Origin of the sequence: Bradyrhizobium iriomotense, from assembly GCF_018130765.1 — a bacterium.
In the GTDB taxonomy this organism is placed as follows: Bacteria; Pseudomonadota; Alphaproteobacteria; order Rhizobiales; family Xanthobacteraceae; genus Bradyrhizobium; species Bradyrhizobium iriomotense_A.
In genome coordinates, this window is record NZ_JAFCJZ010000008.1 from 219,954 (window position 1) to 241,173 (window position 21,220).

General features: G+C 65.7%; 19 protein-coding genes. 2 read left to right on the forward strand and 17 right to left on the reverse strand.

What is annotated here, in order from left to right; genetic code table 11:
- Positions 1-20: 20 nt before the first annotated feature.
- The 7 genes from JQ635_RS38980 to JQ635_RS16605 form a co-directional block, all read right to left on the reverse strand.
- On the reverse strand, positions 21-431 hold the full coding sequence (locus JQ635_RS38980; RefSeq protein WP_246583577.1) for a hypothetical protein: 411 nt from the start codon (positions 429-431) through the stop codon (positions 21-23).
- Between the two features lie 315 nt (positions 432-746).
- Positions 747-2,240 carry an ABC transporter substrate-binding protein gene (locus JQ635_RS16580; RefSeq protein ID WP_211410907.1) on the reverse strand — a complete coding sequence of 498 codons (1,494 nt, stop codon included), beginning with the start codon at positions 2,238-2,240 and terminating at the stop codon, positions 747-749.
- Between the two features lie 56 nt (positions 2,241-2,296).
- Positions 2,297-3,301, reverse strand: a complete 1,005-nt coding sequence (locus JQ635_RS16585; protein ID WP_211410908.1) for an ABC transporter ATP-binding protein — start codon at positions 3,299-3,301, stop codon at positions 2,297-2,299.
- Positions 3,298-4,311: an ABC transporter ATP-binding protein gene (locus tag JQ635_RS16590; protein WP_211410909.1), complete on the reverse strand. Its 1,014-nt coding sequence runs from the start codon at positions 4,309-4,311 to the stop codon at positions 3,298-3,300. Before JQ635_RS16590 ends, JQ635_RS16585 begins: the two co-directional genes overlap by 4 nt.
- A gap of 2 nt (positions 4,312-4,313) precedes the next feature.
- Positions 4,314-5,207, reverse strand: coding sequence for an ABC transporter permease (locus tag JQ635_RS16595; protein ID WP_211410910.1), 894 nt, complete (start codon positions 5,205-5,207; stop codon positions 4,314-4,316).
- Complete coding sequence (locus JQ635_RS16600; protein WP_211410911.1) at positions 5,204-6,154, reverse strand: ABC transporter permease; 951 nt, start codon at positions 6,152-6,154, stop codon at positions 5,204-5,206. The genes JQ635_RS16595 and JQ635_RS16600 overlap by 4 nt, the downstream gene beginning before the upstream one ends.
- Positions 6,155-6,238: 84 nt before the next feature.
- The gene (locus tag JQ635_RS16605; protein WP_211410976.1) at positions 6,239-7,660 is read right to left on the reverse strand and encodes an amidase; all 1,422 of its coding nucleotides are present in this window, start codon (positions 7,658-7,660) and stop codon (positions 6,239-6,241) included.
- A 121-nt stretch (positions 7,661-7,781) separates the two neighbouring features.
- Between JQ635_RS16605 and JQ635_RS16610 the strand changes: the two genes are divergently transcribed.
- Complete coding sequence (locus tag JQ635_RS16610) at positions 7,782-8,669, forward strand: LysR family transcriptional regulator (protein WP_211410912.1); 888 nt, start codon at positions 7,782-7,784, stop codon at positions 8,667-8,669.
- A 173-nt stretch (positions 8,670-8,842) separates the two neighbouring features.
- Here JQ635_RS16610 and JQ635_RS16615 read toward each other — a convergent pair whose 3' ends face one another.
- From JQ635_RS16615 to JQ635_RS16660, 10 genes are all read right to left on the reverse strand, one after another.
- Positions 8,843-9,778 (reverse strand): carbohydrate kinase family protein, encoded by a 936-nt coding sequence (locus tag JQ635_RS16615; protein WP_211410913.1) that lies wholly within the window; start codon positions 9,776-9,778, stop codon positions 8,843-8,845.
- 3 nt (positions 9,779-9,781) lie between these two features.
- On the reverse strand, positions 9,782-11,428 hold the full coding sequence (locus tag JQ635_RS16620; RefSeq protein WP_211410914.1) for an FGGY-family carbohydrate kinase: 1,647 nt from the start codon (positions 11,426-11,428) through the stop codon (positions 9,782-9,784).
- 40 nt (positions 11,429-11,468) lie between these two features.
- Complete coding sequence (locus JQ635_RS16625; RefSeq protein WP_211410915.1) at positions 11,469-12,242, reverse strand: SDR family NAD(P)-dependent oxidoreductase; 774 nt, start codon at positions 12,240-12,242, stop codon at positions 11,469-11,471.
- 30 nt (positions 12,243-12,272) lie between these two features.
- Complete coding sequence (locus JQ635_RS16630) at positions 12,273-13,280, reverse strand: ABC transporter ATP-binding protein (protein ID WP_211410916.1); 1,008 nt, start codon at positions 13,278-13,280, stop codon at positions 12,273-12,275.
- Between the two features lie 10 nt (positions 13,281-13,290).
- On the reverse strand, positions 13,291-14,121 hold the full coding sequence (locus tag JQ635_RS16635; protein ID WP_211410917.1) for a carbohydrate ABC transporter permease: 831 nt from the start codon (positions 14,119-14,121) through the stop codon (positions 13,291-13,293).
- A gap of 3 nt (positions 14,122-14,124) precedes the next feature.
- Complete coding sequence (locus JQ635_RS16640; protein ID WP_211410918.1) at positions 14,125-14,997, reverse strand: carbohydrate ABC transporter permease; 873 nt, start codon at positions 14,995-14,997, stop codon at positions 14,125-14,127.
- A gap of 99 nt (positions 14,998-15,096) precedes the next feature.
- Positions 15,097-16,410, reverse strand: a complete 1,314-nt coding sequence (locus JQ635_RS16645) for an ABC transporter substrate-binding protein (RefSeq protein ID WP_211410919.1) — start codon at positions 16,408-16,410, stop codon at positions 15,097-15,099.
- Between the two features lie 340 nt (positions 16,411-16,750).
- Positions 16,751-17,701, reverse strand: a complete 951-nt coding sequence (locus JQ635_RS16650) for a sugar-binding transcriptional regulator (RefSeq protein WP_211410920.1) — start codon at positions 17,699-17,701, stop codon at positions 16,751-16,753.
- Between the two features lie 6 nt (positions 17,702-17,707).
- On the reverse strand, positions 17,708-18,370 hold the full coding sequence (locus JQ635_RS16655; protein ID WP_211410921.1) for an HAD family hydrolase: 663 nt from the start codon (positions 18,368-18,370) through the stop codon (positions 17,708-17,710).
- 189 nt (positions 18,371-18,559) lie between these two features.
- Complete coding sequence (locus JQ635_RS16660; RefSeq protein ID WP_211410922.1) at positions 18,560-19,987, reverse strand: outer membrane beta-barrel protein; 1,428 nt, start codon at positions 19,985-19,987, stop codon at positions 18,560-18,562.
- Between the two features lie 223 nt (positions 19,988-20,210).
- On the opposite strand from JQ635_RS16660, the gene JQ635_RS16665 reads away from it, so the two are divergent.
- Positions 20,211-21,191 carry a helix-turn-helix transcriptional regulator gene (locus tag JQ635_RS16665; RefSeq protein ID WP_211410923.1) on the forward strand — a complete coding sequence of 327 codons (981 nt, stop codon included), beginning with the start codon at positions 20,211-20,213 and terminating at the stop codon, positions 21,189-21,191.
- The last annotated feature ends 29 nt before the right edge of the window (positions 21,192-21,220 follow it).

A 21,220-nucleotide genomic window follows, 5' to 3' on the forward strand; every position in this document is an offset into this window, starting at 1 on the left:
CGCCCGCATTTATCGGATCATCACCTCAATCCTTCAATCAGCGTTTTCCAGCCGAACGCATCGTTCATCGTCAGCAGCAAAACGCCGAGCGCTGCCAGGTAGGACGGCAGCTCGCAATCGGGACGCGCGTTCATATTGCCGACAAACGAGGCGACGGCGTTCTTGAGATCGCCTCGGTCCAGATGATCGAAGGCCCGTTGCTTGCAACGCTCGACATATTTGTCGCGCGCCATCTCAACTAACAGGGAACGTTCCATTTCGCTTCCCCCACCGATGACTGTTTTCGATCGTTGGGGAATTGGAACGGAGCGGGCTTTTTCCGTCTGTTCGAAAAGCGACAAACGGATCTCTTTTGCTCGCAAGTGTGGGAATTGGGATACAGGCGCGCGCATCACGAGCGTCCCTGTCGGCGCCGCGCGGATCGCGGTCACAGTCGATCCCAGGCCCGCACAGGAAGGATAGAGAGCATCTGCGGCGACAGACCCCTCACCCAAGTGAGCCCGTGTCTACCGGCGTCGCCGCCCTCTCCCACAAGGGGAGAGGGCGCAGCAACGGGCGACGCGCCTCTCATCGAGCGGCCGTGCAGCCGGCGTCAACGACTTACGCAGGCAGCTCCACTCCACCACGCGTTGTCGAGCACGCTCCTCATCCCGTCATCCTGAGGCACGAGCTCGACAACGCGTGACGGTGTTAGATCTGCATTCAGGCACTAAGGCGCCTCAAACGACGAGCGTGCTCTCGCTCCGCTACTCCCAATACCAGGTCGAGAAATCGTTCTCGAACTGCGGGACTTCCTTCCAGACGCCCTTCAGCTTCTTGTTGGTGACGGTCGGCCATTGCGGCTGGAACAGGTAGGCGGAGGCGGCGTCGGTGGCCAGCTTGCGCTGGGCGTCGCCGAGCAGTTTTGCGCGGGCGGCCTCGTCCGGCGTCGAGACGATCTGCTTGTAGAGCGCGTTGAACGCCTCGTTATTGTAACCGAGATAGTAGTCCGGCTCGGTGATCTTGACGAGGTCGAACGGCTCGACATGGCTGACGATGGTGAGGTCGAAATTGTGCGGACCAGTGGGCCCGAACACCTGCGACAGCCATTGCGCCCATTCGACGTTCTCGATCTTGGCGACGATGCCGACCTTGGCGAGCTGGGCCGCGACGATCTCGCCGCCCTGCCGCGCATAGGGCGGCGGCGGCAGCTTCAGCGACAGCTCGAGCGGCGTGGCGACGCCGGCTTCAGCGAGCAGCTTCTTGGCCTTCTCAGGGTCGTAGGGGTTGACGCCGGTGGTGTCGACATAACCGAGCGATCCCGGCGTGTAGAAGCTGCCGATCGGCGTGCCGAAGCCCTCGACGGCGCCGTCGATCAATGCCTTGCGGTCGATCGCAGCGAGAATGGCGCGGCGAACACGGACGTCGTCGAGCGGCTTCTTGCGGTGGTTGATCGCGACGATGGTCTTGGCCCTGGAACCGCCAATCAGCACCGTGAAGCGCGGATCAGACTTGAATTGCGCAACGACGCGGGTCGCGATGCGCGGAAATGCGTCGACATCATTCGAGAGCAGCGCCGCGGCCTGGGCGGCCGGATCGGAGATGAAGCGGATCGTCACCTTCGAGAGCTTGATCGCCGAGGCGTTGCGATAGTCGGCCCATTTGTTGAGCGTGATCGAGGAGCCCTTGGCCCAGCCCCCTAGCTGGTAAGGCCCGGTCCCGACCGGCTGCGTGACGTTGGTCGCAGCGCTCTTCGGCTCGACGATCGAGCCGCTCGCCTGCCCAAGGAGGAACGGCAGGTTCGGCTCGGAATACTTCACCGTGATCATGACGGTGTCTGCGTCAGGCGTCTCGACCTTCTCGAAAGCCTGGAACAGGCTCTTGTCCTTGTTGGTGCTGGTCGCCGCGGCGTTGCGCTCGAACGAGAACTTCACCGCCGCGGAATCGAAGGGCTCGCCATTGTGGAATTTGACGCCCTTGCGCAGCTTGAAGGTGTAGGTCTTCAGATCGGGCGATGCGGTCCAGCTCTCCGCCAGCAGCGGCGAGACCGAGCCGTCCTCGTTGATCTTCGTCAGTGTCTCGTAGATGTTGTAGAGCGTGACCTCGGCGATTGCGGCCGCCGCCGCGTTGGTCGGATCGAGCCCCGGGGGCTCCAGCGTCATCGCCATGACGACGCTGTCCTTCTTGCTCTGCGCCAGCACCGGCAGCGGCGCCGCGGCGAGCGCGGCGGCAAATGCGACGATGGATAGTTTCCTGAACATCTCGTAACTCCCCGGCCTGCTGTTTTCGTAAGCCTACGCCAATCCTGCTCCGGACATTAACCTTCCATGGCGGCTGGCGGCAACGCCATCACGGCCTCCGCCTTGTGACAGGCGGCAAGGTGCCCCTCGCCTACCCTGCGTAGCTCAGGCAGGGCCTCGCGGCAATGCTGGTCGGCGAGTGCGCAGCGCGCGACATAAGGACACCCGCTGGCAGCCGCCGATTGCGAAGCGATCGCCTGGGCTCCGCGCCGGCGCCGGCCGCCCCCCGCTCGCGCCCGCGGCACGGCATCCAGCAGCGCCCGCGTATAGGGATGGGCACAATGCTCGAACAACTCTTCGGGGCGCCCCTGCTCGACGATGCGGCCGAGATACATCACCGCGACCTCGTCGCAGAGATAGTCGACGACGGCGAGGTCGTGGCTGATCAGGATGTAGCTGAGGCCGAACTGCTCCTGGAGATCCTGCATCAGGTTGAGCACCTGGGCCTGCACGGAGACGTCGAGCGCGGAGACCGGCTCGTCGGCGACGATCAGCTTCGGCTGGGTGATCAGCGCCCGCGCAATCGCGATGCGCTGACGCTGGCCGCCGGAGAACTCGTGCGGATATTTGTCCATGTCGGCATCGCGCAGGCCGACCTGGCGCAGCACCGCCGCGACGCGGTCGCGGAAGGTGGTGCGGTCGGCGCCTTCCAGCACGGTGAGCGGCTCGGCGACGATACGGGCGATGGTCTGGCGCGGATCGAGCGAGCCGTAGGGGTCCTGGAACACCATCTGGAAATCGCGTCGGGCGCGGCGCAGCTCGTCGGGCGGAATGCGGTTGAGATCGCGGCCGAGCAGCGCGACCTGCCCCGAGGTCGGCCGCTCCAGCGCCATCACGACGCGCGCAAACGTGGACTTTCCGGAGCCGGACTCGCCGACGATGCCGAGGCTCTTGCCGGCCTGGACCTGCACGCTGACGCCGTTGAGCGCACGCACCTGTCCGGGCGGACGAAACAGGCTCTCGCGCGGCAGCGTGTAGCGCTGCTCGAGATCCTTCACATCGAGAAGGGGCGCGGTGCTCATGCGGACAGCGCTCCGACATTCGCAGCCATGGAGACGTCAGTCCTGATGCAGCGCACGCCGTGTCCGGGGCCGACGTCCACCATCGGCGGCAGCGCGGCGCGGCACGCATCGACCACGAGCGGACATCGCTCGGAGAAGGTGCAGCCGGCCGGAAGGTCAGCCAGCTCCGGCACCGTGCCCGAGATCGTCTTCAGCCGCGTCCCCTTGCGCGCACCGAGCTTCGGCCGGGCGCGGAACAGGCCCTGCGTATAGGGATGACCCATGCGGCGGAACACCTCGTCGGTCGGCCCGCTCTCGACGACGGTGCCGCCATACATCACCATCATGCGCTGGACGTTCTCGGCGATGACGCCGAGATCGTGCGAGATCAGGATCATCGACATTCCGCGCTCCTCGACGAGATCGGCGATGAGGTCGAGGATCTGGCCCTGGATAGTGACGTCGAGCGCGGTGGTCGGCTCGTCAGCGATCAAGAGATCCGGCTCGCAGGCGAGCGCCATGGCGATGGTGATGCGCTGGCGTTGGCCGCCGGAGAACTGGTGCGGATAGGCATCGACGCGACGCGCCGGATCGGGCAGCCCGACACGGTCGAGCAAGGCAATCGCCTCTTTCCGCGCCTGCGCCACCGAGTATTTCTTGTGACGCCGCAGCGGCTCGGCGATTTGGTTGCCGATCGTGTGCATCGGATTGAGCGCGGTCATCGGCTCCTGGAAGATCATGCTGATGCGGTTGCCGCGCAGGCGGCAGTAGTCCGCATCCGGTAAGCCGGCGAGCTCGTTGCCGTCGAGCCTGATGCTGCCGGTGACGACCGCGCTGTCAGGCAACAGGCCCATCAGCGACATCGCGGTGACCGACTTGCCGCAGCCGGACTCGCCGACCAGCCCGAGCGTCTCGCCGCGCTTGAGTGCGAAGCTGACGCCGCGCACGGCCTGTGCGGGGCCGCGGCTGGTGTTGAGGCGGACGCCGAGATTGTCGACCTCGATCAGCGGCATGGTGGAGCGCTCAGCCATTGTCACCGCTCCCGCGCCAGCCGGGGATCGAGCAGGTCGCGCAATCCGTCGCCGAGGAGATTGAGGCCGAGCACGGCGACGGCGATCGCGGCGCCCGGATAGACCGCGAGCATCGGCGACTGGAACAGCAGCGTCTGCGCATCGTTCAGCATCCTTCCCCAGGACGGCTGCGGCGGCTGGGTGCCAAGGCCGAGATAGGACAGCGCGGCTTCCGCCAGAATGGCGAGCGCGAACTGGATGGTGACCTGCACGATCAGGATCGACAGGATGTTGGGCAGCACGTGCTCGATGGTGATGCGGAATTTTCCCTTCCCCGAGGCGCGCGCGGCCAGCACGAATTCGCGCGCCCAGATCGCATTCGCCGAGCCGCGCGTCAGCCGGGTCAAGGTCGGGATCTGGAAGATGCCGATCGCGATGATCGAGGTCACCATGCCCGGCCCCACGACCGCGGCCAGCATGATCGCCGAGAGCACGGCCGGAAAGGCGAAAGTGAAGTCGGAGAAGCGCATGATGATCTCTTCGGTCCAGCCGCGCTTGGCGGACGCAATCAGGCCGAGGCAAACGCCGAAGCTGAGACCGATGCTGACCGCGATGATGCCGACCGCAATCGTGGATCGGGCGCCGGCGAGCAGCAGCGAGACGATGTCGCGGCCAAAGGAATCGGTGCCGAGCCAGTGCGCGGCCGAGGGCGGCCGGAGTTTTGAGGCGATGTCGATCTCGTAGGGAGACCACGGCGTCCACACCAGCGACAAGAGCGCCGAGACGAGCACCAGCAGGCTGAGCGAGCCGCCGAGGACAAAACTGCGATGGCGCAGCGCGCGCCCCCAGAAGGTCTTCGCCGGCAGACGGCGCGTCGCGACGGTCGCATCAATGGAAGTGGTCACGGGCGCGCTCACAGGTCGTGCACCTTGATGCGGGGATCGATGAAGGCATAGAGCACGTCGACGACGAAATTGACGATCACGACCATGGTCGCCAGCAGCATCACGCAGTTGCGCACCACGATCAGGTCGCGGTTGGCGATCGACTGAAAGATCAGCCGGCCGAGGCCCGGCAAATAGAACACGTTCTCGATCACGATGGTGCCGGCGAGCAGATTGGCAAATTGCAGGCCCATCACCGTCATCACGGGGATCATGGCGTTGCGCAGCACGTGGCTCCACAGCACCTCGCGCTTGCCCAGCCCCTTGGCGCGCGCGGTGCGGACGAAATCCTCGCGCAGCACTTCGAGCACGGCCGAGCGCGTGACGCGGGCGAGGATCGCAGCCTGGACCACCGCCAGAGAGACTGCCGGGAGGAGCAGCGACTTGACGCCTGGCCAGACGCCGTCCTCCCAGCCGGCGAAGCCGCCCGCCGAAAGCCATTGCAGCCGCACCGCGAACAACAGGACCAGCAGGATCGCGAACCAGAAGTTCGGCAGCGCGATGCCCACTTGCGTCAGCGACATCACGCCGACGTCGCCGAGCTTGTTGTGGTTGGCGGCGGTGTAGATGCCGGCCGAGAGCGCCAGCGTCACCGTGATCGCCATCGACATGATCGCGAGCGGGATGGTCAGCACCAGCCGCTCCGCGATCAGGCCCGCGACCGGCGTGCCATAGACATAGGAATTGCCGAGATCGCCAATGAGGAGGCCCTTGATCCATTGCAGATAGCGAACGGGGAGCGGTTGGTCGAGCCCGAGCTTGGCGGTGAGCGCGCGCACCGCGTCCGGCGAGGCGTCGGCGCCCATCAGCATCTGCGCGGCATTGCCCGGCAGCGCGTCCAATACCAGGAAAATGATCAGCGATGCGCCGACCAGCGTCGCCAGCAGGGTCAATAGACGTCGGAGGACAAAGACGCTCATGTGCGCTCGGTTTCGCGGGTCATCCGCGGCACGATCAACATGTCCGGACCGCAGACGCAAGGGCTTTGCTGCTTGCGCATGACGTCATTCCGGCCAGCGGGACAGGAGGCCGCTCGAGGCCTCGAACAGTGCGCTGACGCGCAGCAAGTCCGCATCCCCCCGGAAGCGGCCGACCAGCTGAAGCCCGATCGGCAGGCCGTCGCGGGCAAAGCCTGCGGGAAGGCTGACGGCGGGATGGCCGGTCATGTTGAACGGCATGGTCCAGGGGAACCAGTTCGGCCGGACGCTGTCGAAATGCGCCCCGTCGATCTCGATGCTGCCGAACAGGTCCTGCTTGATCGGCAGCGCGGTGCGCGTGAGCGTCGGCATCGCCAGAAAGTGCCCGCGCGCAAGCAGGGATTGCACGCGGCGGAACAGCGCGGTGCGCGCGAACATCGCCTCCTGGTAGTCGACGCCGCTGACCTCGGTGGCGAGCGCGAGCTGCTTGAGGAAGGCCTCGCTCAGCTTGTCGCCGTGCTCGGCTGCGAGCTTGGCAAAGCGCGTGCGCCAGACGGTGTGGTTGATGGCGCGCCAGATCGGCTCGATGTCAAAACCTTCGCCGGAGAATTCCTCGAGCTCGGCGCCGAGCCCGGCCAGCCGGTCGAGGCTCGCCCTGAAATTGGCGGCGACCTCGGCGGAGACAGGGCGGCCCGGCGGCGTCAGGCAGTACAAAATCCTCTGCCCGCGCAGATCGCCATGCGGGGCTGCGGTGCCGATGAAGTCGGGCACGGGCAGGCCGATCGACCAGGGATCGCAAGCGTCCTCGCCCGCCATCGCCTGCATCATCAGCGCGGTGTCGGCGACGGTGCGGGTGGTCGGCGTCACATAGGTCTGGTTGCCGAAGACGTCCTGCGCCTGGCTGTGCGGGATCACACCGTTGCTCTGCTTCAGGCCCACCACCCCGTTGCAGGCGGCCGGAATTCGCGTCGAGCCGCCGCCGTCGGTCGCGATCGCCAGCGGCGCGATGCCGCTCGCCACCGCCACCGCGGCGCCGCCGCTGGAGCCGCCGGAGGAGCGGCAGGCATCCCAGGCATTGCGGGTGCGGCCGAACAGCGGGGAATCCGTCAGGCACTTGCTGCCGAACTCCGGCGTCGTGGTCTTGCCGATCAGGATCGCGCCCTCACTGCGCAGCCGCGCCACCGCGACGGCATCCTCGTTCGGCACATTGTCCTTGTAGGGAACGGCGCCGAAGGTGGTCTTGACGCCCTTGGTGTTGACGATGTCCTTGACGGTGACGGGGATGCCGTGGAGCAGGCCGAGCGCCTCGCCCGCCATCACCTTGCGCTCGGCGGCGCGCGCGGCGGCCATCGCCTCGTCGCCGCAGATCGTGATGAAGCAGTTCAATTCGGGCTGGAGTGCCTCGGCACGGGCGAGCACGGCGCTGACGATTTCGACCGGCGAAATCTTCCCGCCGACGATCAGGCCGCGCAGCTCGGTTGCGGACAGCAGACAGGGATCGCCGTTCATCGTCACATCACGCTCCGAAAGCCCGCCACCGTTGGCGGGCATTGACAGCGAGAATGACAGTTTTGTTAACTCGCCGTCCAATACGATTTTGGTCGCCAACCCATACGTTTTCGGTATGCCAATGGATCTCCGCCGGCTCCGCTATTTCGTCGCCGTCGCCGAAGCCCGCAGCGTCGGCAAGGCCGCCGAGCGGCTGCGGATGGCGCAGCCGCCGCTGTCGGTGCAGATCCGCAAGCTGGAGGCCGAGGTCGGCGCGCCGCTGTTCCGCCGCGGCACCCGCGGCATGGACCTGACCGAGGCCGGCCAGGCGCTGCTGGTGCGCGCGAGCGAGGCGCTGGCGCTGGCCTCCGACGGCATCGAGGCCGCGCGCGCGGTCGCATCCGGCAAGCGCGGGCGGCTCTCGGTCGGCTACATGTTCGTGCTGGCCAATGCGATCCTGCCGCGGCTGATCCCCGAGCTGCGCCGCTCGGTTCCCGGCGTCGACCTCGACTTCGCCGAGCTCAGCGCATCGACACGCGAGGCCCGGGTGCTCGATCGCAGCGTCACGGTCGCGCTGTGCATGCCGGCGATCAACCATCCCGAGATCCAGGTGGCGCGGATCGGTGCGCAGCGCTTCATGCTGGCGATCCCGACCAGCTCGCCGCTCGCGCGCCTCGGCTCCGTGCCGATGGCCCGGTTGCACGGCCGTCCGCTGATCGCGCTGCCGCATCCGGACCATGGTCCCGCATCGTCCGCCGTGGTCCCCCTGCTGCGCCGTCACCAGGTGGTGATGCCGATCGCGAGCAGGGTAGAGACGGTGCATTCGGCGATGAGCCTGGTTCTCGCCGGCGAAGGCCTTGCCATCCTGCCGGCCTGCGCGCAGCTCGGCGCGCCGCGCGGCATCGTATTTAGGCCGCTGCGCGACGCCACCGACTCCCTCGACATCGCGGTCTGCTGGCGGCGGGATTCACAGAGCCCGCTGATCGGAACCTTCATCAAATGCGCCGAGAAGGCCGTCGCGCGGATGTGAGACGAGCGAGCCTTCCCTCTCCCCTTGTGGGAGAGGGTGGATCAATCGCGCATCGCGCGATTGAGACGGGTGAGGGGTTTCTCGCGGCAAACGAAGCTCTCGCGCCCGTGGAGACAGACCCCTCATCCGGCGCTTCGCGCCACCTTCTCCCACAAGGGGAGACGGAAGAAAGTCTACCAACTCCAACTAACCTCGTGGCTCCAGGGCGGGTCGGCGCCCGGGCGGGTGCAGGTCAAGCCGGCGCAATTGGCGGCAAACGACAGCACGCGGCGGAGTTCGTCGGCACTGATGTCCTTGAGTTGCTGCCGGGCGATGCGGCCCTGCTTGTACAACGCGAACAGCAGCGCGGCCTGAAAGCTGTCGCCGGCGCCGATGGTGTCAGCGACAGCGACCTCTGGTGCGGCGACCTCGATCTGCCCTGCGGCCGGATGCCAGGCGATCGCGCCATTGTTGCCGCGAGTGATGACGACAAGGCTCGTGCCCTGCCCCAGCAGCGCGCTCGCGCGCTGCTGATACGGCTCCTCGCCGAAGAGATAGGCGAAGTCGACATCCGACATCTTGATGAGATCGGCGCTTCCCGCGAACTCGGCCATGCGCGCGAGATAGGCCGGCTTGTCCTTGACGAGATTGGGGCGGCAGTTCGGATCGAAGGAGATCGTGGAGGACGCCCGTGCGTCCGCGATCAGGGCCTTGGTCTCGGCGGCACCGTGGTCGTTGACCAGCGTGGTCGAGCCGACATGGACGGCCTCGACGGTCGGAAACGGAATGGTGCTGCGCCGGTAGGTCCAGCTCCGCGTCGCGGTCTGGGCATCGTAGAAGGCATAATGCGACTCGCCCGCGACGATGCGAACGAAGGCGAGCGTGGTCTGGTGATCGCTGCGGGTGGCGAGATCGAGCGCGACATGCGAGGCGGTTGCGTGGTCCGCGATCATCCGTCCGAACAGGTCGGTCGAGATGCCGCCGACAAACCCGGTCGGCGCGCCCAGCCGCGCCATGCCGATGGCGACGTTGAGGCAGGAGCCGCCGACCGCGGGCATCACCGCCTCGCGCCCCTCCATGTTTCGCGTCGGCACGAAATCGATCAGCGCATCGCCGCAGGCAATCAGCATGTCTTAACCTCTGGCGATGTCAGCCATCGCGGCACGGCTGCCGCGATCGACCTCGCGCAGCAGCTTGTAGACCTCGCGCTTGCGTTTGTGAAACGCAGCCATGTCAGGTGCGGTCGGCTCGCTCTTGCGTCCCAGCGCCGACATTTTTGCCATGGTCTCGCCGATCGAGGCATAGGCGCCGCCGGCGACCGCCCCGAGCATGGCGGCGCCCAGCAGCACCGGCTCCTTTGTTTGCGGCAGCGCGACGGTTAGGCCGGTAGTGTCGGCCATGATCTGCCGCACCAGCGGACTGCGGCTGGCGCCGCCGCCCATGATCATGAGGCTGGAGCGGACCCCATGCGCGGCAAAGGCCTCGATCACCTCGGCAAGGCCATAGGCGAGGCCGCAGAGACCGGCGATGAACAGCCGCTCCATCGAGGCGATGTCGGTGTCGAGATCGAGGCCGGCGATCACCGCGCGGGTGTCCGGATCGGCGTAAGGCGAGCGGTTACCGATGAATTCGGGCAGCACATGGACGTCACGCGCGAGCAGTGCGGCGCGGCTGGCATCGCCGGCGCGCGCGATGATGCGGCGCTCGAGGAACTCGATGAGGTCGACGCCTTCGCTGCGTGACGCCGCGCTCGCATCCGCATAGCCGGGATGCGACTTGAGCAGATGATCGATCGCGGCCCCTGCCGCCGACTGCCCGCCTTCGTTGAGCCAGAACTCCGGCACCATGCCGGAATAATAAGGCCCCCACACGCCGGGGACGAAGCACGGCTCCTTCGTCGTCGCCATGATGCAGGCCGACGTGCCCATGATGTAGGCGAGACGGTCGCTGACATCGCTCGCGCCGCCCGCCCCGTCACGCCCTCCGATCGCGCCGATGCCGCCGGCATGGGCGTCGATCAGGGAGGCGCCGACCGGGGTGCCCGGCGTCAGGCTGAGTTCGGCTGCGGCGGCCGGCGTGAGACCCGCGCCGAGGCGCGTACCCGGCGCTACGATCTCGGTGCCGATGCGGGCGTATTTTTCGGCGACGAAGTCCGACAGACCGATGCGCTTGAAGAACGGCGCGCTCCAGCCACCGCCGTCATGCGCCAGATAGTTCCATTTGCAGGTGACGGTGCAGGTCGAGCGCTGCAGCGAGCCGGTCGCGCGCCAGGTCAAATAGTCGGCCAGGTCGAAGAAGTGACCGGCGGCGTCAAAACTCGCGCGCAAATGCCGCTTCAGCCATAGCAGCTTCGGCATCTCCATCTCGGGCGAGATCGAGCCGCCGACATAGCGCAGCACGGCATCCTCGGTCTCGTTGATCAGCCGTGCTTCGGCCGTGGCGCGATGGTCCATCCAGACGATGACATTGCGCTGCGCCTCGCCGGACGCGCTGACGGTGAGCGGCGCGCCCTGCCTGTCGAGGACAACCAGCGAACAGGTGGCGTCAAAACCGATGCCGCCGATACTGTCGGGCGCGATGGCTGCTTCCGCCATCGCCGCGCGCACGGATTTGACGCAGGCCTCCCAGATATTCTGCGAGGACTGCTCGACGATGTCACCGGCCTCGTGCCAGATCCTGATCGGATGCCGGGCGGTTGCAAGCAAGGTGCCGGCCTCGTCAAACACCCCTGCCCGCGTGCTCGTGGTCCCCACGTCGACACCGATATACGCTCGCGGCATTATCGCTCCCGGTCGCTTTCCGTCAGTTTTGACGATAAGCCTACCAGCAAGTGTAGCCGCCATCCACCAGCACGATGCTGCCGGTCATCAGGCTCGCGGCCTCGGATGAGAGGAACAGCACGACGGAGGCGATCTCCTCGACCTGCCCCATCCGCGCCATCGGGGTTCCACCGATCCAGGCGTCGTACATCTTGGGATTGCTCTTGACGAACAGATTGAGCGGCGTCTCGATATAGGTCGGCGCCACCGCATTGACGCGGATGCCCCGCGCACCCCATTCGGCGGCCAGCGATTTGGTCAGATGGTGCACGGCGGCCTTGGAGGCGTTGTAGAAGCACTGCTCCTGCGGCTTGTTGACGATGAAGCCGGACATCGAGCCGACATTGACGATGGCGCCGCTCCCGGCCTTCAGCATGTGCTTGCCGAATTCGCGGCAGCACCAGAAGGTGCCGTTGAGATTGACGTCGATGACGTTGAGCCAGTGCTCGTCGGTGACGGTCTCCGCCGGGGTCTCGCTGCGGGCGATACCGGCATTGTTGACGAGGATGTCGACCTTGCCGTGGCGGGCGACGAGATCGTTCGCCACCTCCGCCACGCGCTTGGTGTCGGTGACGTCCATGATCGCGGTTTCGACCTCAAAGCCCTTCGCCTTCAGGCTGGCTTTGGCGCTGTCGGCGACCTTACTGTCACGGTCGCCGATGATGACCCGGGCGCCGGCTTCAGTCAGCGCCTCCGCGCAGCCAAGGCCGATGCCCTGCCCGCCGCCGGTGATGAACGCGGTCTTGCCTTTCAGCTTGAATTTTTCCAGGTACATGGTCGTCTTTCCGTCTCTTGCCGTTTCTTGTCAGCCTTGAAGCGCGTTGCCGCGCTCGTCGAAGCGGTGGATACGCGCGGGGTCCGGCACCAGCGACACGCGGTCGCCGGCGTGCAGGCTCAATTCGCCGATGTAGCGCGCGGTCAACATGCCCAGCGGCCCGGCATCGACATAAAGGAAGGTGTCGCTGCCGAGATGCTCGGCCACCGAGATCGTTCCCTGCCAGCCGCCGGCGCCGTCGCGCTCGATCTTCAGATGCTCCGGCCGCACGCCGATCGTGGCCGCACCACGCTGCAAGGCATGCTCGCCGGTGACGAAGTTCATCTTGGGCGAGCCGATGAAGCCGGCGACGAACAGATTGGCGGGCCGCTCGTAAAGCTCCAGCGGCGAGCCATATTGCTCGATCTTGCCGCCGTTGAGCACCACGATCTTGTCGGCCATGGTCATGGCCTCGACCTGGTCGTGGGTGACGTAGATCGCGGTGGTGCCGAGTTGCTTCTGCAGCCGCGTCACCTCGATGCGCATCTGCACGCGCAGGGCCGCGTCGAGGTTGGAGAGCGGCTCGTCGAACAGGAACGCCTTGGGCTCGCGGACGATGGCGCGGCCGATCGCGACGCGCTGGCGCTGGCCGCCGGAGAGCTCGCGCGGCTTGCGGTCGAGATAGGGCGTGAGGTTCAGCGTCGCGGCGGCGGCCTCGACCTTGCGGTTGATCTCGTCCTTGGCAAGGCCGGCCATCTTGAGGCCGAAGCCGATATTGCCGCGCACGCTCATATGCGGATAGAGCGCGTAGGACTGGAACACCATCGACAGCCCGCGCTTGGCCGGAGGCGTATCGACGACGTTCTTGCCGTCGATCAGGATCTTGCCGCCGCTGACGTCCTCGAGCCCGGCGATCAGCCGCAACAGCGTGGTCTTGCCGCAGCCGGACGGACCGACGAACACCACGAAGGAGCCGTCGGCGATGTCGAGGTCGGCGCCCTTGATGATGTGCACGGGGCCGAAGGACTTTTGTACGCCCTGAAGTGTGATCTGACCCATGGCAGCCCCCTTACTTCACCGCGCCAAAGGTGAGCCCGCGTACGAGCTGCTTCTGGCTGAACCAACCGAGGACGAGAATGGGCGCGATCGCCAGCGTGGACGCCGCCGACAGCTTTGCCCAGAACAGCCCTTCCGGGCTCGAATAGGAGGCGATGAACGTGGTGAGCGGCGCGGCATTCGAGGTGGACAGGTTCAGCGTCCAGAACGCCTCGTTCCAGGCCAGGATCAGGTTGAGCAGCAAGGTCGAGGCGAGGCCCGGGATCGCCATCGGCGTCAGCACGTAGACCAGCTCGCGGCCGATGGTGGCGCCGTCCATGCGCGCGGCCTCCAGGATGTCGCGCGGGATCTCCTTGAAATAGGTGAACAGCATCCAGATCACGATCGGCAAATTGCCGAGGCAGAGGATGAAGACGAGACCGATGCGGGAATCGAGCAGACCGAAGGTCTTGAAGATCAGGTAGATCGGCACCAGCACGCCGACCGGCGGCATCATCTTGGTCGAGAGCATCCAGAGCAGGATGTCCTTGGTGCGCTTGGTCGGCGAGAACGCCATCGACCACGCCGCGGGGACCGCAATCAGCAGCGCGATCAGCGTCGAGCCGCCGGCGATGATGATCGAGTTCAGCGCATGGTGCAGATAATCGCTGCGCTCTTGCACCGTCGCGTAATTCTCGGTGGTCCAGTGGAAGAACAGGAAGGACGGCGGAATGGCGAAGGCTTCGAGCTCGGTCTTGAAGCTCGCCAGCACCATCCACAGGATCGGGAAGAAGATCAGGAAGCCGAACAGCCAGGCTGCCGCCGTCGATACCGCCACCTGCTTCGTCGTCGCCATCCGCGCCATGATTCAGGCCTCCAGGTTGCGGCCGACGATGCGGACGAGGAAGAAGGCGACGATGTTGGCGAGCACGACCGCCACGAGCCCGCCGGCGGACGCGCTGCCGACATCGAACTGGATCAGCGCCTGCGAATAGATCAGGAAGGCGATGTTGGTGGTCGACAGCCCCGGGCCACCGCCCGTGGTGACGTAGATCTCTGCAAAGACGGTGAGCAGGAAGATGGTCTCGATCAGGATCACCACCGTGATGGGACGCGCCAGGTGCGGCAGCGTGATGTAGATGAAGGTCGAGACCGCGCTGGCGCCGTCCATCTCGGCGGCCTCCTTCTGCTCCTCGTCGAGCGACTGCAGCGCGGTGAGCAGGATCAGCGTTGCGAACGGCAGCCATTGCCAGGCCACGATCAGGATCACCGAGAACAGCGGGACGTCGTTGAACCAGTCGACCGGCGTCAGCCCGACCAGCTTTGCGAGCCAGGCAAACAGGCCGGAGACCGGATGCATCAAGAGGTTCTTCCAGACCAGCGCGCTCACCGTCGGCATCACGAAGAACGGCGCGATCACCATCAGCCGCACGAAATTGCGCCCCACCACGGGCTGGTCGAGCAACAGCGCCAGGGGAATGCCGAGCAGGATGGTCAGCGCCAGCACCGAGCCGACCAGCACCAGCGTGTTCTGGAGGGAAGCAAGGAACGCGGGATCGGTGAGGAAGTAGCGGAAGTTCTCCAGGCCAATAAAGGCCTCGGAGCCGGGATCGAGCAGGCTGTAATGCAGCGTCGAGAAATAGAGCGTCAGCGCGAGCGGGACGATCATCCAGATGAAGAGCAATCCGACGGCCGGGGTCAGGAGCGACCTCGCGAGGAATTGCGTCTGCCGGGTTGCCATCCGCGCGCTCCGTTGGCGGGAAGAAGGCGGCCATCCATCCGGGGCTGGGCTGGTGGATGGCCGCCAGTTTGAGCTCAGGAGGGAGAGCTCGGTTGGGTCTTACTTGATGTAGCCGGCGCGCTTCATCTCGCGCTCGGTCTGGGATTGCGCCGCGGTGAGCGCGGCATCGACCGTCATCGAGCCGGCGAGTGCCGCGGAGAATTGCTGGCCCACCTGCGTGCCGATACCCTGGAATTCGGGGATCGCGGCGTATTGCACGCCGACATAGGGCACCGGCTTCACCGTCGGCTTGTTGGGATCCGCGGCGTCGATCGAGGCCAGCGTCAGCTTGGCGAACGGCGCGACCTTCAGATAATCAGGGTTCTCGTAGAGCGAGGTGCGCGTGCCCGGCGGCACGTTGGCCCAGCCATCCTTCGACGCGACCAGCTTGGTGTAATCCTTGCTGGTCGCCCAGGCGATAAACTTCTCTGCAGCTTCGGTCTTCTTCGAGCCGGCGGGAATCGCGAGGTTCCACGCCCACAGCCAGTTGGCGTTCTTGCCGAGCCCGGTGTTGGGCGCGAGCGCAAAGCCGACCTTGTCGGCGACCTTGGAATCCTTCGGGTTGGTGACGAAGGACGCCGCGACCGTCGCATCGATCCACATCGCGCATTTGCCGGCGTTGAACAGCGCGAGGTTCTCGTTGAAGCCGTTGGAGCTCGCGCCGGGCGGGCCGGCTTCCTTCATCAGGTTGACGTAGGTGGTGAGCGTCGTCTTCCATTCCGGCGTGTTGAACTGCGGCTCCCACTTCTCGTCGAACCAGCGCGCGCCGTAGGAATTGGCCATGGCCGAGAGGAAGGCCATGTTCTCGCCCCACCCGGCCTTGCCGCGCAGGCAGATGCCGTAGGTGCCGCCGCTCTTGTCGGTGAGCTTCTTGGCCGCGTCGATGACGAAGTCCCAGGTCGGCTTTTCCGGCATCTTCAGGCCGGCCTTCTCGAACAGGTCGGTGCGGTACATGACCATCGAGCTCTCGCCATAGAACGGCGCGGCGTAGAGCTTGCCGTCGGCGGAGACCGCGTCCTTGATCTTCGGCAGCAGGTCGGCGACGTCGTAGTCGGCGCCGAGATTGGCGAGCGGCACCAGCCAGCCCTTCTTGGCCCAAATCGGCACCTCATAGGTGCCGATGGTGAGCACGTCAAACTGGCCGCCCTTGGTGGCGATGTCGGTGGTGACGCGCTGGCGCAGCACGTTCTCCTCCAGCGTCACCCATTTCACGGTGATGTCGGGATACTTCTTGGTGAATTCACCCGTCAGCCCCTGCATGCGGATCATGTCGCCATTGTTGACGGTGGCGATGGTCAGGGTCGTCTCCGCCATCGCAGGAACGGCCAGCAGCAGAACGGACGCGCCGCAGACGGCGCCCAGGACATGTTTCACGGTGACCTCCCTTGGACTCGCGCTTTTGAGCATATGCCCACGCGTTGAGCGTATGTTCAACTGAGGCGCGGTGCTTGTCAAGAAGGCGCGCGGGCGTTCCAACAACTTATGAGTGCTGCGGTGCGGGAGGGATGGGAGCAAGTGGAAGCAGATGGCGCGGCTTGCTCCACCTCTCCCGCTTGCGGGAGAGGTCGCAGCGCATCGAGAGATGCGATGCGGGTGAGGGCTTTCGCCTCTTGGGGAGTCTTGCCAGCGGAGAGACCCTCTCCCCAGCCCTCTCCCCAGCCCTCTCCCGCAAGCGGGAGAGGGAGCGGAGCCCCGCTGCCGCGCGAACCACGCCCTACCGCTCCAGAATCGCCCTTGCCGTCGCTTCGTCGGTGATCAGGCCATTGATCAGGCCCCCGCTCAGCGCGGCCGCGATGGCCGCCACCTTGGCTGCGCCGACCGCGGCGCCGATGGTCGTTGTCTTCGCGGGCACTTCCGGCGGAATGCTGGTGAGGCGCTTGTTGGTGCCGGCCTTGAGCAGGCGGCCCTTGGCATCATAGGCCCAGCCGGTGATCTCGCCGATGGCGCCCAGGCGCATCATCTCGAACAATTCGTCGCGGGTGACGAAGCCGTCGACATGCACCTGCGCCTTCTGGTCCATCTGGCCGATGCCGACGAGGCGCAGGTCAGCCCTGGCCGCGACCGCCTTCACTTTCGCGATCGGCTCGATGCGCACCATCTTGTTGCGCTCGTCCTCCGACGACATCAGGAACGGCAGCGGCATCGGATAGTGCCGCGCGCCGGTGCGGTCGGCGAGCCGTCCGACGGTGTCGTAGAAGCTCGCCGAACCGTCGGCGGAGATGTTGCCGACCAGCGAGACGATCTGGTGATTGGGCCGGTCGATCGGCGTGACGCGCTCGACCGCGGCACGCACTGCCCTGCCCGTGCCGAGCGCAACGATGACGGGCGTCTCCGAGCGCAGCGTGGAATCGAGCAGGTTGGCGCAGCGTTCGGCAATGCCTGCGGTCGCCTGCGGCGCGGCAGGATCGGCCGGCACCACCTCGCAATGAACGAGATTGAACCGCTCCTTCAGGCGCGCGGCCAGCTCCATGCAGGCGGCGATGGGATGTTCGAGCCGGAAGGTGATGAGCCGCTCGGCGAGGCACAGCGAGACCAGCCGCTGCGCCGAGGCGCGCGAGACCTGGAGCATTTTTGCGATCTCGTCCTGGGTGTGGCCGGCAATGAAATAGAGCCAGCCGGCACGCGCGGCGTCGTCGAGTCTCGACTTGTCGTTCTCGGCGGCCATGCGGGCTTAGATCTCCCAGAAATCACTCATGCGCGCGAAGACCCGATCGGCTCCGGCGGCGGACAATATAGCGCGGCCATCGCGGCTGCGATAATGGCCGCCGCCGACAAATCCCCAGACGGTCATGCCGGCCGCCTTGCCCGCCTGCACGCCGCTGACGCTGTCCTCGATGACCAGAGTGCGGGCGGGAGCGGTGCGCATCTTCTCCGCCGCGTACAGAAAGAGGTCGGGAGCCGGCTTGCCATGCCTGACCATCTGCGCGGTGTAGATTCGCTCGCCGAAATGCGGCGCGAGGCCGGTCACATCGAGCGACAACGACACCCGGTCAATATCGCTCGATGACGCCACACAGAACGGCATGGACAGCTCCGACATCACGGCAGCAATACCTGGGATCGGCCGGAGTGAACCCGCGAACGTTGTCAGCACATGCGACTTCAAGCGAGGCAGAAAGCCGTCCGGCACGACTTGCCCGAGTTCACGATAATGCTGCTCGATCGCCTTAGCGCTGCGTCCGAGGAAGAGCTCGAGCGCCCGCTCCGCGCTGAGCACGATGCCGAACTCGGCCAGCACCTCGGACAGGCACCGGCAGCTCAACAGCTCGCTGTCGACGAGCACGCCGTCGCAATCGAAGATGACGAGATCGAGTTTGCCGCGGCTGTTCTCCATCCAGCCATTCGATCATATGCCCACGCTATGAGCAATAGCTCAGACGCCCCCGGGCGCAGCGGGCCGCACTTGCGGCATGATGCCCTGCAGAGCCGGAGGTCAGCTCACATGGGTCTCGGCTCTGCGTCGTGGCATGATATGCCCGCACCGCGTCCGGGACACGGGTGTCGTAGCGGGCGTTGTTCCTGCTCAATACTTCGCCACCACCGGCGAATTGAAGTGATAGTTCAAACCGGTGCGAAAGACGTGCTCCTGCACATGGGTCGAGAACGTGTGCGCAATGCCGTGGTAGTCGTAGGTGTCGGACACGTTGCCGAGATCGATGTAGAGATATTCGGTCTTCGCAGTCCAATTGCGGCCGAGCAGGCCGAACGGATTGAACGCGGTCTCGATGCCGCCGCCGACGGTCCAGCCGGTTTGGGTGTGGGCGAAGGTGGCGTCGAAGAAAGCCCCGGATCCGAATGTTTCAACCACATGAGTTTTGACGCCGCCATACGCCAGGCCGCCGGTGGCATAGAAGAGTGATGAGCCAAGCGCATATCCAACGCGGCCGCGCGCGGTGCCGAACCACTGCAGGCGCTGATCCGCAGTGAAAAGGCTCCCGGGCGCGACGCACGCCTGCAGGCAGGACGTGTCGTCCTTCTGGGTGGAGCCCTGCATATCGGCCTCGAGGCCGAGCACCAACGAGCCGGCCTGCCAATTGTTGCCGATCTGCGCACCGCCAATGAAGCCACGGGGGCTGAGATTGAACAGCTCCGATTCAAAGACGCCGCCAGAAGACGCCATCGGCAACGAACTGGGATTGAGGGCGATAGCGGAGCCGGCGTTGCCGCCCACATAGGGGCCTGCCCAATTGGCAAGCGGCTCTGGCGCAGCGGGGCCCTTGCGGTCGAAACGATAGTTCGCCCCGACGCGAAAAATATGCTCGCGAATGTCGGAGGAGTAGGTGTGGGGGCCAAAGCCGGACGGCATTCTATAACCGCCATCCTGCGAGCCCAGATCGAGATAGAGATATTCGATCTTGCCGCTCCAATTGCCGCCCAGTGACGCCTCCACGCCGCTGCCGACGGTCCAGCCGGTGCGCGTGTCGCTGAACGCTGCGCCGAACGGAACTGCGAAAAATCGTTCTGCGATCGTGGTGCGGACGTTGCCGTAGGCGAAGCCGCCAGTGAAATAGCTGAGCACGGAGCCAGTGGCGAGGCCGATGCGGCCGCGCGCGGTGCCGAACCAGTCGACCTTCTGGTCGTATTGCAAGGCGAAACCAAACCCGCAAGTGAATGCGCAGGTGCGGTCGTCCCGCAGGTTGGCACCTTGGATATCGGTCTCGAGGCCGATCACCAGATTGCCCGCCTGCCAGTTGGCGCCGATCTGCATGCCGCCGATCGCGCCTGCCCCGCCGAGAGTGGACGTCGGCGATCCGCCAAAGGAGCTGGAAATATTTGTGGTGGTCAGGTTCTGGCTGACGCCTACGCCAGCGTTGGCGCCGATGTAGAGCCCGGTCCAGTCGTAGACCAGCGCAACCGGCGCCTTGGCGTAAGTCCGTGCGCCGAGATCAGCGGCGTCGGCGGAGCCGGCGACTGTAACGGCGAGAGCGGCGACGAACAGACGTGTCTTCATTTCAGGAATCCTCGAGCTTGAGTGGCTCCTGACTAGCGGGATGGACTGCCGATATCTTGGACCGGGCGCGACTGGGTCGGACCCGGCGCGACCGTTCTGGCGCTTTTGATTTCGTGTTGCAGATCAGTTACATAGGGTGGTCGTTGCAGCACGGAGGAGAGTGGGCATTGCAAGCGGACGCGGATCGCCAGGACAGGCGTCAGGACTGGATGGAGCGACAGCGTTGACGACAATCCAGATGCCCGCCTGGGGTGAGCCGCTGCACCTTTCGACCGAGACCCTGCCGGATCGCGATCGGCTTCCGATCTGGCTCGAATTTTACGGTCGCAAGCTCTTCAATCTCGACATCGAGCCGCTCGGCGACGCTCCATTCCACGCTGACGTCACGCTGCGTGCGCTGCCGGGCGTGACCTTGACCAGCGGCTCGCGGAGCGATGCCCATTACAGGATCAGGAATCATCACCTTCAGAACGCCACCGACATGCTCGTGTTCATGGCCGTGCTCTCCGGGCGCAGCGTTTCCGTGCAGCGAGGTCGCGAAGCCGTGGTCATGCCCGGCCAGGGGGTCCTGATGCTGTCGAGCGAAGCCGCCGACCAGATCCTCACCGATGGCGGCCGCTATGTCGGCGTCTACGTTCCCCGCCAAGCGCTGACGCCGGGGGTACGCGATCTCGGACGCTGGCTGGCACGGCCCATCGGCGCCGAGACAGAGGCTCTCTGGCTGCTGACCGACTATGTGCGGCTGCTCCAGAGCGGGCGCGCGCTGGCCAATCCCGACGTGCAGCGCAGCGCTGCCGCACATATCGGCGACTTGCTCACGGCCCTGATGCGCGCAACGGGAGACGTCGCCGAACTCGCACGCCGCCGCGGCGTCCGGGCTGCGCGCCTTGCGACGGTCGAGGCCGACATCGCCGCGAACCTGCATCAGCCGGGGCTCTGTGCCGAGGACGTCGCCCGGCGTCAGCGCATCACGCCCGACTATGTGCGAAAGCTGTTTCGGCAGCAGGGCACGAGCTTTGCCGATCACGTCGTCGCGCAGCGCCTGTCTCGCATCTATCAGGCCTTGAACGATCCCGGCCTGTCGGCAAAGCCGATCAGCGCGATCGCCCTCGACGCCGGCTTTGCCGACGTCTCCTATTTCAACCGCTGCTTCCGCCGCCGGTTCGGTGCGACGCCCTCGGATGTCCGTGCGCGCAAGCACTGATCGCAAATGATGCGCGATGGCTCACCTTC